The 15692-nt window shown below is 41.3% G+C and carries 11 protein-coding genes; 5 read left to right on the top strand and 6 right to left on the bottom strand.

Translation table 11 applies throughout. From position 1 onward, the window contains the following. Positions 1-196 precede the first annotated feature (196 nt). From OK025_RS09285 to OK025_RS09275, 3 genes are read right to left on the bottom strand one after another with little or no spacing between them, the layout of a single operon-like run. A complete protein-coding gene (locus OK025_RS09285) occupies positions 197-844 on the bottom strand; it encodes a peptidoglycan recognition family protein (RefSeq protein ID WP_317669230.1) in 648 nt (215 codons plus the stop codon). A gap of 53 nt (positions 845-897) precedes the next feature. Next, a complete protein-coding gene (locus tag OK025_RS09280; protein ID WP_317669229.1) occupies positions 898-2670 on the bottom strand; it encodes a SusD/RagB family nutrient-binding outer membrane lipoprotein in 1773 nt (590 codons plus the stop codon). An 11-nt stretch (positions 2671-2681) separates the two neighbouring features. Then, positions 2682-5837, bottom strand: a complete 3156-nt coding sequence (locus tag OK025_RS09275; RefSeq protein WP_317669228.1) for a SusC/RagA family TonB-linked outer membrane protein — start codon at positions 5835-5837, stop codon at positions 2682-2684. Between the two features lie 595 nt (positions 5838-6432). Here OK025_RS09275 and OK025_RS09270 point away from each other — a divergent pair. Then, positions 6433-7080, top strand: coding sequence for a DUF6266 family protein (locus tag OK025_RS09270; protein ID WP_317669227.1), 648 nt, complete (start codon positions 6433-6435; stop codon positions 7078-7080). A 15-nt stretch (positions 7081-7095) separates the two neighbouring features. On the opposite strand, the gene OK025_RS09265 is transcribed toward OK025_RS09270, so the two are convergent. From OK025_RS09265 to nagA, 3 genes are all read right to left on the bottom strand, one after another. Beyond that, complete coding sequence (locus tag OK025_RS09265; RefSeq protein ID WP_317669226.1) at positions 7096-7671, bottom strand: acyl-CoA thioesterase; 576 nt, start codon at positions 7669-7671, stop codon at positions 7096-7098. Between the two features lie 78 nt (positions 7672-7749). Beyond that, entirely contained in the window at positions 7750-9375 is a 1626-nt protein-coding gene (locus tag OK025_RS09260; RefSeq protein WP_317669225.1) for a glycoside hydrolase family 10 protein, read from the bottom strand. Between the two features lie 95 nt (positions 9376-9470). Continuing rightward, positions 9471-10577 (bottom strand): N-acetylglucosamine-6-phosphate deacetylase, encoded by a 1107-nt coding sequence (gene nagA, locus OK025_RS09255; RefSeq protein ID WP_317669224.1) that lies wholly within the window; start codon positions 10575-10577, stop codon positions 9471-9473. 147 nt (positions 10578-10724) lie between these two features. On the opposite strand from nagA, the gene OK025_RS09250 reads away from it, so the two are divergent. From OK025_RS09250 to OK025_RS09235, 4 genes are all read left to right on the top strand, one after another. Then, positions 10725-10856: a DUF6728 family protein gene (locus OK025_RS09250; protein WP_312128511.1), complete on the top strand. Its 132-nt coding sequence runs from the start codon at positions 10725-10727 to the stop codon at positions 10854-10856. Positions 10857-10868: 12 nt separating this feature from the next. After that, the gene (locus tag OK025_RS09245; protein ID WP_075994494.1) at positions 10869-11255 is read left to right on the top strand and encodes a RidA family protein; all 387 of its coding nucleotides are present in this window, start codon (positions 10869-10871) and stop codon (positions 11253-11255) included. A gap of 3 nt (positions 11256-11258) precedes the next feature. Then, positions 11259-12191 (top strand): EamA family transporter, encoded by a 933-nt coding sequence (locus OK025_RS09240; RefSeq protein ID WP_317669223.1) that lies wholly within the window; start codon positions 11259-11261, stop codon positions 12189-12191. 432 nt (positions 12192-12623) lie between these two features. Next, positions 12624-15683 (top strand): SusC/RagA family TonB-linked outer membrane protein, encoded by a 3060-nt coding sequence (locus OK025_RS09235; RefSeq protein ID WP_317669222.1) that lies wholly within the window; start codon positions 12624-12626, stop codon positions 15681-15683. Positions 15684-15692 lie beyond the last annotated feature (9 nt).

Below are 15692 nucleotides of genomic sequence, written 5' to 3'. Positions count from 1 at the left end.
TTTATAACACAACTAAGATAAAACGCAACAAAAAGCAAATAAGTAAACAATACGCGCTATTTCGAACACACATAATTTCGCTTAAGGTAATTTCTAGAAATCATTGGACAGAAGAGACCTCCACACACGCTGTACAGAGTCTTCATAGTCGCTTCAGGAAGAACTATGGGAAGAGTAGGAGAACAAAAAAAAGAGACTAGGGAAGTCTCTTCAATTTTAAATCGCTTAACTCGGATCTCAATTCATTCATAAATTTATCTCCCGGATCGTCTTTACCCGTAATGTAATTAGGGTCTGTCTCCTTCCACCAACTTGTTTTTTTAAAACGCTGATATTCATGATGCCCCAATACAAATTCAATCGGATATTTTTTACTGAGATAGCGGATCAGTTCTTCATTCGCTTTCAGTTGCGCATCTGTCAGTGGATTCTGGCGACTACCTATATTCTCAATACCGATCGCGCAATAATTGAGACCTATTGTATGTCGTGCAAAAATAGAATCTGGCAGAAACTGGTAAATGGTCCCATCCCGATCAATGACAAATTGCGAAGACACATTCAAGGCACTGGCCTTAGTCAATTCAGGCCGCCCCGGAAGTCTGACAGGATTAAAAGTATTAAAAGTTGCTTTTACGCTGTTATTGGCCGTCCAATGCACGACCACCATTTTAGGTTGGATAACCGGTGTTGACTGTGTTAGGCCATGCCGATTTTTGAGGTACTCCAATGAAAGCTGAATACGTTCCTGGTCCCAGGTAATCGGTTTTTGAATAATCTTGGGCGATTGTGCGAAAAGCACAAATGGTATAAATAGAAAAAGGAAATTGATACAATATTTCATAACAAAAACGAATTAGATAAAGAAAGCCGCAGTTGCGGCTTTCAAATTTAAAATTATTCTTTGGTATCCCACCAAACCGGGAATGACCAGATATCATCATTCAACGCATTCGGATGGGATGCTTTTAAGTTATCGGAATTGTAGTTGATTTCATGTGAAACCTGGCGAACCCTCCTGAACTGTTTTCCCATTGGTATTTTCGTCTGAGCCAGTGATGTTACCGTATATTCATACGGAACAGCCCAGCCCGGGTAAACTGAATTACTATAATCATATCGTCTCATATCATTCCAATTTTGTTGTGAAAAGGAGAGGGCGATGAATTTTTGCGTCATAATTTTAGCTAGCGTAATATTTGCAGCAGTACCAATTCCATTATTTAAAAAATTGTCAATTTTCGTTTGTTGCATAGGGGACTTGCTCACATTGATATTTCCATAAGAATTCAACTTAATATTCATTAAATCAATATGTGCTTTAATCCCATCTTTATACGCATTAAAAGCACCCGCTTTGTCACCTTTATTAAATAGAACTTCCGCCTTTATAAAACACATTTCGGGATAGGCAACCAAATGAGTAGGTGCATCTGGACGTGAATAAAAAGTACCTGAAGCAGCCACTGTACCATCGCTCCATTTAAAAATATCAGAGTTGTCACCGTCGTACCCTACCGAGCTACTTTTTACTGAAACATAGGTTGTGTCTCCCCAACGATTTTGTTCCGCAGCATTGATATACCACGAATGTGGAGCGACTTTCCGACCATTACTTTCAATGGCCACATCCTTTTCATTATAGGATGCCATAATAGGACCTTTGTCCATTCGGATACTGGATTGCATATCGACACCTTTAGTCCGGACAAACTTTTTTGGATACCCGAATTCAGCCCAAGGCAATAATTTATCTGCACGAGGGTCTTCCACTCCTTTATTGTCAAAGTTCGTCAATAGTTGTTCATACCAACGGGTTACAAATACATTTCTGTTCATACCAGCATTATCAAAAACAATAGAAGTCTTTACAGGGTCTGCAAAGAGGATATCACCAATATTGTCAGCTTTATCATCAATATGCGCAACCACGGTACTTTCCCCCACAGATAAAGCCGCATTGTTTAACGCCGCCAATATTTCATCTGGCTTATACAAGCTCGTCTTCTTAGAAAGATTATTTAACCATCTTGCCTTAAGCCCATAGCACATCCTCAACCATTTATTGACATCACCTCCATTCCAGCTATCCCCTGCTGAAAGCGGAGTCGCCTGAGCGGGTTGTGTCATTTTAAAATAAGCGATTGCCTGATCAATATCCGCTAAACAACCTTCGAAGATCGTCTTACCATCATCAAACTTCGGAGTAATCGCTGTCCCCAGAGCTTCAGTATAGGGCATTTCGCCATACCAGTCGGTCATCAACATAAAGCCCATGGCACGAATTGCACGCAAGGCGCCCAAATAATGATACGCTTCTTCGGCCTTCGCCTTCTCTTCCATATCCTGAAAATTAGCCCCCGCCCCCACAAAGAAGAATTGATAAGGCGTAGTGGACATACCTGAAGATGGGTTCCAGCCCGCAACCAAACTATTGGATGCCGTACCACTAGAATAAGTCAATTGTTGGGTTACAAATCCCGCCCGTGTACCAGCAGTACCCTGCGCATACATATAATAATGCTGTATCCAAGCCAACCGACTTTTTACAGAAGCTACCGTATTTGACGGTGTATTCGGATCTACGTTAATATCTAACCACTTTTTGCCGCAAGAAGAAAACAAGGTCAAGACCAGCAGCATGGAAACGATTTTTTTATATTTATTCATGACTTCTCTCTTTAAAATCTAAAATTTAATCCAAACATAACACCGGCGGTACTCGGTACACCATTATAATCAATACCGACAGAGCTCGAACCCACAACGCCTGAGCCAGCGGCCGAAGCCTCAGGATCTAAGCCTTTGTAGTTGGTCAACAACCAAAGGTTAGTACCCGTCAATGTCGCCGTCAACCCTTTCACAACCTTAGATACTCCGGCATTCTTTAAGACACCGTCAGAAAAATTATAAGACACCGAAATATTCCGCAACCGCAACCAGTTGGTTTTTGTCATAAAGTTGGCGCTTTCACGCATGTAATAGTCTCCCCAGTAATCTTGAATAATTTTTTTACCGCTCGTACTCTTTCCATTAAACGGATACATCTGATCGGCCATAAACGTAAAAGTCTTATCCTCATAAACGTCGGAAGTTCCATCCTTAAGAACAGCCCCCTCAATCACCAATTTATCCCGGTCTTCAGTCCGCTTACTCAAGCCCGCGAGGGTCATCGCATATTCAGTACCGTTATAGATATCTCCACCGATACGGAAATCAAATAAGAAGGAAAGATTAAAGTTTTTATACGTCAAGCTATTATTGAAGCCGCCTAACAACTTAGGCTCACGATTACCAATTTCATAAGTAACTTGATTATCACTCGTCGGCATGCCTGTCTTTGCGTCTAGGATCAATTTTCCATCCGCTGTTCGCGACCATTTTGAGCCAGAAATCGCCATAAAATTACCACCATTAAAAGAAGCAGCTTTCGCATTTCCGACCTGAACGTCTGTCACATAGAGAATATCTACCCCAGCAATCAGGTTATCTACTGTACCTCTATTCTTGGACAGGTTTAAAGTCGACTCCCAAACAAAATCTTTCTTTACAATTGGTTTTCCTGTCAAGGACAGTTCCATCCCCTTATTATAGATATCACCCGCATTCACAGAAACAAAGATATAACCAGTTGACTGCGCCATACGAGGGGAAAGAATCTGATTATATGAATTATTTGTATAATAAGCGTAATCTATACCTAACCTACCTTTAAAGAAACGCAGTTCTGCACCGACCTCAAAAGAGCTCGTCGTCTCAGGTTTTAATATTGGATTTCCTTTTTGCCAATTATTACCAGACCCCACTATACCCCCTAGATATTCCACCGGCTTCCATAGATAAGTATTAGTGACATAAGGAAGAGCATCTTTCCCTACCCGGGCCCAAGATGCACGTAATTTACCAAAGTCTAACCATTCGGGTCTGTTATCTTTCAAAAGCTCGCTAAAGACAAAACTACCGCCCACGGATGGATAGAAGTAGGACCTATTCGCAACCGGCAGCGTTGATGTCCAGTCATTGCGTCCCGTTGCATTCAAAAACAAAATATTTTTATAGGATGCTCTCAATTCACCATACACACCATACAAACGTCGATTCGCATGTGTCACAGTAAATTGCTTATGCGCATCATCTGTATTCTCAAAACTGTAAAAATCTTCTACTGCAAACCCATATCCAATACGTCTGTTGTTCGTTGTTTTGGTCTGTTCGGAGAAAAAGCCAACTAATGCACCCAAATCAAAATCACCAACTTTCTTATTAAAATTGGACATCAAATTAGATGACCAATAATTGAACTTTAGATCACTTTCAGAGAGCATCCCATCTTGCCATATTTTCTTGATAGCGCCACCTCTAGCTATTCTTGTCGAATTTTTCGTCAGGTAACTATCCATCCCTACACGGTAAGAAAGACTCCACCAGTCAAAAATCGGCAAATTAGCATTAATATTACCTGTAATCCGCTCTGTATTATCACCTAATTTATTGCGATTAATTGTCCAATAGGGATTCTCTATATCATCCTCTAATTGTTGACGTCCTTCAAACATACGATATTTCGTTCCGTCATCATTGAGGTATTTTTTCATATCATCGCTGCGCGACCAGCCATATAGCGATTCCATAGCACCAGTACCTCCAGACCCCCACAGACCTGCAGAAGTCAGGGTCTTATCCGTATTGGCGAGCGAGTAGGCTACATTCGCACCAACAGTCAATTTCCCAAATTTTTGGTCTCCATTAAAGCGAAAAGTGGTCTTATTGAACTTCGTAGAGGGAACGATTCCCTTTTGATCAAAACGGGATCCTGACAGGTAAAACGATCCATTTTTATTTCCTCCCGAAAGATTTACCGTATTGTCAAATACTGTCGAATGTTGAAAGAAATCCTTAATATTATTATAGACCACATCATTGGGGCCGAACTCCTCTCCCCAGGATTGTGTTGTATACGTATCTAATTTTCCAGCATCGTTATAATAGCCACGCTTGTATTTCCCCTGCTGTTCAGGGAGTCGATTCGCCCAGTTATCGGAAAATCGACTGGAAAAACCAATTTCTGTACGTCCCTCCTGTCCCTTTTTCGTGGTAATTACAATAGCCCCGGCAGCGGCTCGGGATCCATATAAGGCTGCAGCGGCAGGACCTTTCAATACGGAAACATTATCGATATCCTCCGGGTTAATATCCATAACACGGTTGCTATTAGATGAAGAAGTCGCAGTAGCCCCATCAAAGGCACTATTTCCTCCGATAATAGTGGAGTTATCATAAATTACTCCGTCTACAACAAACAGCGGTTGATTGTCACGCTCCAAAGATGTACCTCCCCTCAGGATAATCTGTGCACCCGCACCGGCCGAACCAGAAGATTGAGTCACATTAACACCTGCAATCTTGCCTGCCAATGAATTGACCACGTTAGCAGTCTTATTCTTCATCAACTCATCCGATTTTATATCCTGAACAGCATAGCCAAGCGCCTTCTTTTCTTTCTTAATACCCATTGCCGTCACAACAACCTCGTCAAGTGCCTGCTCACTGCCTGATAACGCGACATTGATCGTTGCATTCGTCCCAACTAATTGTTGTCTTTCTTGAGAACCCACGGCTCTAAAAATCAAAATATCACCTGGCTCCGCATTGATGGAGAAACTTCCATCGGGTTTGGTTTGTGTACTGACAGCTTTACCTTTGATGCTCACCGTTACATTAGGCATAGTACCACCATCAGAAGCGTTCGTCACTTTACCCGTTACAGTTTTGGTCTGTGCCCATAAACTGGTTGACAGCATCACCCCTGAACAGAATAAGAGAAATTTTTTATTCATGGTTTTTAGTTAGTTGTTAATAATTTTCCATAATGGGCGGTTCCAACCCTCGGTTTATATCAATTACTACACAATACTATGAAAAGCTTCTAATTAATGCAAGTTTATGCGCAATTATTTGAAAAAGAAATAAAAATAAAAGGATTAACGCATAATTCGACATATAAAAAACCATTAAATACAATAAAAACAGATATAGAAACGCACATTACAGCATAATCAAAGCAAAAACACCAAATAAAAGCATTTAGCAACACGTTTTCCTCCCATCCGAAAGCAAAAAACAAATATTAGCGGAGCAAAACACCCAACAGCACGCATTATCCTACACACAACAGCGTGCTTATGCAAGGAAATGCCGGGGCGATACGACCATTTTAAGCTATTTAATAGACATTGTATTCGGAGATTACTCGGTGCTTCTTCGGTACTTGTTCGGTACTTCTTCGGTGCTTCTTCGGTTGTGACCGAATAAAATCCGACTAAACTCCGATTGAGCTTCGTTGTAATTCCGAAAAAAAGTAGAATCTAATATTGACAAACACCTATTTATTTTGTAACTTAAAGAAAAATAAATAAGCAATTAACTTAGATTATGGCAGTCATTAAAAACGGTGCCAACGGCACGCTTTCGGGCAAAGCAGGATCAGTAGTGTTTGTTACCAACGGAAATACAACCTATGCTAGGGGATTACCTAAGAAAAGTAGAAAAAAACCTTCTGCGGATCAAATCCAGTCACGCTCGCGTTTCTCCCTCATCCAAAAATTTATCTCTCCAATGCTAGATTTAATACGGGTCGGATTTAAAGGCTATAACCCCAATAAAAAGGCTTACAGTAATGCCATGTCCTACAACCTCAATAATGCGATAGAAAAAACTGCTACTGGCTATGCCATCAATTATGAAAACTTCCGCGTTAGTAAAGGGGGGCCTAATCCTGTCTCCTCCCATACATTTCAGGTAGATAAAGAGACAGAAACATTCACACTCTTCTGGGAATATGACGCAAATATCGCAGCACAATACGACATTAACTCAAGTAGTTGCCGTTTACTGCTATACAATCCGGACGAGTGTGCATTCACAAATCACAGCATGAATACACTTGCTCAGCGAACACAGACAGTGAAACTTCAACGACAACAGCATATCGGCAACTACCACATCTATGTATTTTTCCATAGAACATACGGAAGCGACGAATGCACAGACAGTAAATATCTAGGGACATTTGAATGGTAAGAAAGGGAAGGAGACCTAAGAGTTCAGATTGATCTTCACATCAAAATGCTGCTTAATATAAGCCTGTTGTTCAGCGGAATCCGTTTCCAGATCGTGAATAGCCCGGTCTCTTTCTTTGTCGACCTCCATCTTCACTACACAGCGGTAGAAACGAAATACATCTTTTTCGGTCTCCAATATTAACCTCGGCACCCGGGCAGGCTTGCCTGTTTCATCTTTTGCCACCATCGTAAAATAAGAGGAATTACAATGCTTGGTTTCTCCCGTCTGAATATTCATGGCTTCGACCCGAATACCGACCTCCATAGAAGAGTTACCTACATAATTTACCGAAGCGATCAATGTCACCAATTCCCCCACCTCAATAGGTTTCAAAAAATCAACTTTGCCAACTGATGCCGTTACACAATAATGTGCAGAAAATTTAGACGCGACAGCAAATGCGATCTGATCCATCAAAGATAAAATATAACCGCCGTGAATTTTACCGCCAAAATTAGCATTCGAGGGCAACATCAGCTGTGACATCCGAATCACAGAGTCGCTTACCGTTTTATAGATTTCTTCCATACCTATAAATTTACCTTGCATAGATTACAATTCAAAACAAAAAAGGGATATCTAAAATTCAGATATCCCTTTTTTTGGTGTTGATGATACAACAACGCGTTATTTTATCTTCTCAGCGACATAAGGCCCTTCGTTACTCAGGCGGTCAACAGCTTTTACCGCAACATACTGCAGTTTTTTGTTGTTCAATGTCGTTGGAATATCCTTACTTGTAACCCCCGGATCCAGAATCTCATATTGCCATACCCCACCGTAGTTGAGGTATAATACCCATTTTGAAACCTGGTCAATTTGCTGGTGCTGCCATTTCGCAAAGATATTGCCTCCTTGTGGGGTCAGTAGCAAAGTCGGTTTCAACAAAGGATTTGCATTCAACCAAGGGCTTGTTGGCACCAATGCTTTCACCTGATAAGGACCATTCACCAAAGCTTGTGTCATGGCCGGGTTTTTGGTCAGTCCCGCCAAACTCCAGTGGATTACACCTTCCCGGTTATCAGGTAAGAGGGTCCGTGCGGCCTCCACCTGATTAACAATTTCCTGAACATACTCCGGACCACGTCTACCAACCGTATTGATGCCTGGCCAAAGGTGGCGCCCCAATGTATTCTCACTTTCCCACCATTTTAACAAAGCCGTATAACTCTGTTTGGCTGGCTGTATAGGCCAATACAACTGCGGAGCAAAATAGTCTATCCAGCCTTTGTTCAACCATAATTTAGCATCGGCATAAAGCATATCATACTGGCTAGATCCCTGAATTCCTGACGGATAACCAGGTTTCCAGATACCAAAGGGACTGATACCGAATTTCACAAAATTCTTCTCTTTCTTAATATCCTTATAAATACGTTCGATAAAGGTATTTACACTATTTCTACGGAAGTCTCCGCGCGATAGATCCCCACCATTACGTTTGTATTCATTGTAACTATCCGAATCCGGAAAATCCTGGCCACCATTATATTCCGCGTAAGGATAGAAATAATCGTCGAAATGCACACCATCGATATCATAACGTTTGACAATATCCATAACCACCCGCGATGCGTGATCCTGTGTTGATTTTTTGGATGGATCAAACCAATAATAGCCCTGTTTCAATTTAACAACCGATTCGGGCATTTTACGTGCCATAGAAGCCGAAGTAACAGCACCGCCAGCAGTATGGTGGGCACGATAAGGGTTCAACCAAACGTGAAGCTCAATCCCTCTTTTATGCGCCTGTTCCACCCAGAAATCAAGCGGATCATAATAAGGGGATGGTGCCTGTCCTTCTGTTCCGGTCAAAAAGAAAGACCAGGGCTCAAGATCACTCTTATAAAAAGCATCGGCTGATGGACGCACTTGAAAGATTACGGCATTAAAATTATTATTTTTCAAAAAATCCAAAATACCAATCGCTTCCTGTTGCTGTTCAGCTGTACTCAGGTTATTTTTGCTCGGCCAATTGATATTTGCAACAGAGGCCACCCAAGCTGCGCGAAACTCGCGCGGTAACACAGGGAGATCGACAACGATTTCCTTCTTCTTTTCTGCAACTGGCTGTTCTTTTGTTTCAATTGTATTTTTCACCCGTTCGCGCTTGGGTACCGAAGGCGGATCTTTTTTTACAATTTCGACATTTGTAGTTGTGGTATTAACAGGCTCCTGTTTCTTATTTTTCTTGGATGAACAAGAAGATAAAACAAAAAGTGCTGTTGCCAAAAATAATAGGGAACGTTTCATCAATCTATAGAATAGTGTTTTTTCAAAAATAACTAACGAAGATACGGATAATATTAGTCAATCTCGGCCTGTCGGTCAATCTTCTCCGAAATGGATCAGCACTTTAGCTCTCCTTTGAAGATCACCTGCTCCAGCTTAAAGTCGTCATTAAAGACAATAACATTCGCCATACTTCCATGATTGAGATTTCCGATATCTCCTCTATTTAAAAGATTTGCGGGATACAGCGTTGCCATTCGGATCGCTTCATCGCGTGGTATCCCCACCTTTTGCACGGCATTTTTCACCCCTTCGAGCAAGGAGATTGCAGCCCCTGAAATGGTACCATCAGGCAAAGCATAATATCCATCGTTCAACACATGCTGATAAATATCTTTATCGCAACTGGCAACAGCATCTGTAATCATAAACAACCGGTCTCCCATCTGACGTTTCGCAATTTTTACCGCTTCAAAGCTTACGTGATGTCCGTCGACAATAATACTTGCCTGTGCAGTCGGATGATTAAAAATTGCACCGACCAACCCAACTTCCCGATGATGTAAAGGCGACATTGCATTAAACAGGTGGGTGCTTGTTGGAATTCCCAGATCATAGCCGTGCGTACCTTCCTCAAAAGTAGCATCACTATGTCCAGCACTGAGCAGCAAATTATAGCCCTGCAAATGCTGTAAGACATCGTCCGCTATACATTCAGGCGCTATGGTCATCATCTTGACAACCTGATTTCCGGCCAAAAGATCATCAATCTTTTCCTTTGTAGGCTCGATAATTAATTCCGCAGGGTGAGCACCCCGTTTTTTCGGATTCAAGAAGGGCCCCTCCAGATGCAGTCCTAAAAATGCATCATGCCGGAAGCCTTCTGCCACCCGAATAGCATCCTTAAATACGGGGATGGTATTTGTCGCCAGAGTCATCATAAAAGAGGTAGTCCCTTTATGGACCAAGCCCTCGGCGATACGCTCCAAGGAGGCCACACTACGCTCGGCAGAATATAAGTCCGATCCGTCACCATACAATTGCAGGTCAATCAATCCGGCACAAATATTGGCTCCATTAACTGGATAACTAGTGTAATCCGAAGGTACCTCGTGATCATTGACAATCGCAACGATTTTACCTTCACTGATCAGTAATGCTTTTTGTTCAAAAATCGCCTCACCAGTATATATTCTACCACCAATTAATGCTATCTTATTCATATAATTTTTTTTCGTTTACCAAGTTACCAAAATTCAAAAAAATCCGGCCACTTGTACAAGATTTTGTTTTATCGTCTACAAGGAGTTCTTTCAAAGTTTTTGATCTTTTCATTTTCACTTTCTAATTTACTGTTGTAACTTAGTTCCATGTACTTTTTTAGAAAGCGTAACGCAGATCGTCCCACAAACGGAAGCATAAAAGCCATGCATATTATTAATGCAACGGCTATTATTGTCTTTTTATTGGGCCTGATCTACAAAATATTTTTTACATCCTAAACACTGTTATCCATGTCAAAAAAAGAAATCTTAAATACCGACAAAGCTCCAGCTGCAATTGGTCCCTATAACCAGGCTATCAAAGCCGGTAATACATTATATGTCTCTGGACAAATCCCGCTGATTCCCGAAACAATGGAATTAATTTCATCGGGTGTGAAAGACGAAGCGCACCAGGTACTGAAAAATGTAGAAGCTATCCTGACACATGCGGGATATACTTTTGAAGATGTTGTCAAAGCTTCGATTTTCTTAAGTGATATGGGCAATTTTGCGCTAGTCAATGAAGTCTATGCGGAATATTTTAAAGAAGCGCAACCTGCACGCGAGTGTGTTGCGGTCAAAACTCTTCCCAAGAACGTCAATGTCGAAATTTCAGTCATTGCCTGGAAAGATTAATCCGTGGAAAATAGCAACGAAACAGCAAGCCGCGGAAAATATCTTTTCGCGGCTTTTTTGGCCCCTTTTATCTGGGGATTTATGTCTATCTCTGTACGCTGGATACGCGGCTATCCGGCCGAGGATATTCTGTATTTTAGAATAATAACGGCGCTCCTGATCCTCTGGATATACCTGTTGCTGTTTCGAAGAAAAACCATGCAAGCTGATATTCGGAAGTTCCAACTTCTACCTCGCGCGGACAAGCTCCGCCAGACCTGCCTTACCCTACTCGCGTCGGCGTTCATCTTTGGAAACTGGTTTACCTATATTTATGCGGTCAACCACATCAGCATTCAGTCTGCGGCACTGGCCTACCTGACCTGCCCCTTGATCACTGCTGCTGGAGCCTATCTCATACTCAAGGAAAAGCTAACGGGCTGGCAAAAAACAGCACTTTTTATTGCTTTTGGCAGTGTTTGTCTCCTTGCAAAAGGTTCGTTACATGATGTTCTCTGGGCTATTACTATTGCCACCTGCTACGCTTTTTATCTGATCGTACAACGGGTATCTACGGGTTTCGATAAACTCAATCAATTGGTGATCCAGCTCAGTATATGTGCATTGTTTGTGATCCCCAAACTGATCTACAATCATCATGCAATTCCGACAGAACCCATCTTTTGGGGCACCATATTTCTTATCGCATCTTTATTCACGATTATCCCCCTTTTCCTGAGCATGTATGCTCTCATTGGCATTTCATCAACAACAACCGGCGTTCTGCTCTATATTAATCCGCTGATCGCATTTACTTTGGCTGCAACCTATTTCCGAGAACCCGTTTCTACAATAAAATATATCGCTTACGGGATCATACTTGTTGCAATTATCCTTTTTAATATCAAAAACATCAAGCAGACTGTTTCCACACCGAAGACGCATGCAAGACAATAGATCATTCGTTATTTCCAAATAGCTCTTAAATCAAGTACACTGTCTGAAATTAAACAGATTACATCTTTCTGATGATGAAAGACAGTACTACAACCTTGGCTTAAAAAAATGACAAAACACATAAACAACTCACTATTAGCACATTACACACGTAAAACACATTATATGTATCATTTTTGTTTCATAAAATTTTTGATTTTTGCTCAACTATAGTAAATTAGATCTTTATTAAGGAAAATCACACCGCTTTTTCTTCCTATAACTAGGTATTGAATAGCATACAACTATTACAAATAATCACTTATTTTGCCCCCCGATTATTCAATACCCTCTCTTCTAACCAAAATGCTAAATGGAATTAGCCCATTTCATTAAAAATTTCACCGTTATGAAAATATGTATATAAAAAACTGAATATAACACATATACTATATGAATAACAAATTATACTCTACATTAAGGGTGTTAGGTATTGTTCCAACAATGCTTTTTTCAGCATCTTTATTGCACGCGCAAACCAACCAGATAAAGGGAACGGTTGTAGACGCTAAAACCAAAGCTCCTATTCCAGGTGCCACAATCAAAGTATTGGGCACTTCCAACGCAAGTTCTACGGATGTTAAAGGTGCATTTCAGATCAATGTCGACGATAAAAACCGTATACTAAACATCAGTACAGTCGGTTACGAAAATAAAACGGTCACATTGGGCCCTGGAGAAACGACAGTAACGGTGAGTTTGGAAGAACAAACCCAACAACTGGAAAGTGTGGTCGTTACCGCTTTAGGTATTAGCCGTGCACAAAAATCATTAACATACTCTACACAACAGGTCAGTGGTGACGAATTAAACAAAGTTAAAAGCACCAACTTGGCGAATAATTTAAACGGTAAAGTCGCCGGTGTTAACATTGCTTCCAGCTCTTCTGGACCAGGTGGTTCAGCAAAAGTTATTTTGCGTGGTAACAAATCGGCTTCCGGCAACAACCAGGTACTTTATGTTGTCGATGGGGTTCCAATCAATAACCAGACATTGGCAAGTCAGCCAGACAACGTTTTTGGTGGACAGCGCGATGGTGGCGATCCTATTTCATTGATCAACCCAGAAGATATCGAAAACATTTCCGTATTAAAAGGAGCATCTGCGGCGGCATTATATGGTAGCCAAGCAGCCAACGGCGTTATCTTGGTAACAACAAAATCAGGTAAACAAGGTCGCACAACGATCAACTTCTCATCAAGTGCACAGATCGAACAAGCTGTATCGACACCTAAATTCCAAAACCAATATGGCCAAGGTTCGGGTGGTAAAAACAGTAACACCAGTGTATTTAGCTGGGGCGACAAAACCAATGGCGCCAACTATGATAATGTAGGTGAATTTTTCCGTACAGGTAGCAACTTCACCAATTCATTGACATTGTCTGGAGGTAACGAAAAAAATCAAACGTACTTCTCTTATGCAAATACACTTGCAAAAGGTATTCTTCCAGAAAATGACCTGATGCGTCACAATTTCAACCTTAAGGAGAGTGCTTCATTTTTTGATAATAAATTAACCGTTGAAGGTAGTGCCAATTACATTACCCAAAAATTGGATAATGCGCCTAGTTCGGGCTTTTATTACAATCCATTGGTTGGAACTTATCTATTACCACGAAGCTTAAATATCGCAGACTACAAAAATTACGAAACCTTTAACACAAGCCGTAATCTGTATGATCAAAACTGGTTTACTCTTTCGGACGACGAAACTACCCAACAAAATCCTTGGTGGATCATGAACCGTAATTCAACGCGTTCAACACGTAATCGTTTACTCTTGAATGGTAGCGCGAAATACAAAATCGCACCTTGGATCAGCGTACAGGCCCGTGGTAGTGTAGACCGTACCAGCGAAGTATGGGATAGGAAAGCTTATGCCGGCACACAACACATTTTAGCACGTGAGAATGGGGCCTATAGCTATACCAATACAACAATTACTCAACAGTACGGTGATTTGACGGCCAACATGAACTTTAATATTGGCGATAAATTGCAAATCACAGGCTTGGTGGGTACAAGTATCACCGACTGGAAAACAGAAGGTACAGATTTTACCAGCGGTAAAGATGGTTTGAAAGTTCCAAATCAGTTCTTTATCCAGAACACAACAACTCCTGTTACGTCGACATTGTCTGCAAACCGAAGACAATTACAATCGGTATTTGCATCGGCTAACTTAGCCTATGACAACTGGATTTATTTGGATCTGACTTCACGTTGGGATTGGTCGAGCACATTGGCCTATACACCGCAAAATCCTTACGCTTATCCATCGGTTGGTTTGGGCATTGTCTTGAACGACAAACTTAATCTTCCCGAATTTGTGAATATGGCCAAAATCCGCGGTTCCTATGCAAAAGTCGGAAATGATCTTCCACCTTACACCACATTGCTTACCAACCGCGTAGACCCTTATGCGGTATTAACGGTGAATGATATTGCCTTCTTGAAAGAATTAAAACCAGAAAAAACGGCTTCTTTAGAGATTGGTACGGAATGGCGTATGTGGAACAACCGTTTAAATGTGGATGTTACATATTACAAAACAAATACCACCAATCAGTTTTTCAAAATTGCTGCGGGAAATGCATCCCTCAACAACATGTATGCGGTTAATGCCGGAGACATTCAAAATCAAGGGGTAGAAGCATTGGTCTCACTGGATGCAATCAAAAACGATGATTTCAAATGGACAACAAGCGTCAACTTTACGTACAATAAAAACAAAATTGTAAAACTTGCTGACGGCATTTCTGAATTTACACTAACAGGTGAGGGACGTAATAACTTTGCATCCAAATTGCAAGTTGGTGGTTCTTTTGGAGACATCTATGGTCAAGATTTTGTACGTGACGCCCAAGGAAGGATTCTTATTTCCGAAGACGGTATTCCACAGAAGAACAACACCTACACCAAGCTTGGGAATTCAAACCCTATTTGGCAGATGGGCTGGAACAACAGTTTCAATTATAAAAATTTCAACTTAAGCTTCTTGATCGACGGTAAATTTGACTACCAGGTGATGTCCGTGACACAAGCATTGCTTGACGGCTACGGTGTCTCTAAAGCTAGCGGCGACGCTCGTGCCAATGGAGGTGTCAGTATCAATGGGGTTACACCAAGCGGTAAAGCCGTAACAACAGTGGACGCCGAAAAATGGTATACTTCTACGGCTGGAATGGGCCCTGTTAGCAGCCAATATATTTACGACGGAACGGTGGTGAGATTGCGTGAATTGACTTTCGGTTATGACTTCAATATTAAAGACAGTTTCTTCAAAAAACTTCGCGTAAATGCTGTAGGAAGAAACTTATTCTATATTTCGAAAAAGGCTCCTTTCGATCCAGAAGTAACGATGTCTACGGGTAATTCCTTAAGTGGTGTGGACATCTTTATGATGCCGGCAACACGTAACTACGGTCTTACACTAAATGCAACTTTCTAAACGGCCAAC

It is taken from the genome of Sphingobacterium sp. UGAL515B_05, from assembly GCF_033097525.1.
Classification (GTDB): Bacteria; Bacteroidota; Bacteroidia; order Sphingobacteriales; family Sphingobacteriaceae; genus Sphingobacterium.
Note: the sequence above shows the minus strand (reverse complement) of the source record. Positions and strands in the feature narration are given on the sequence as shown.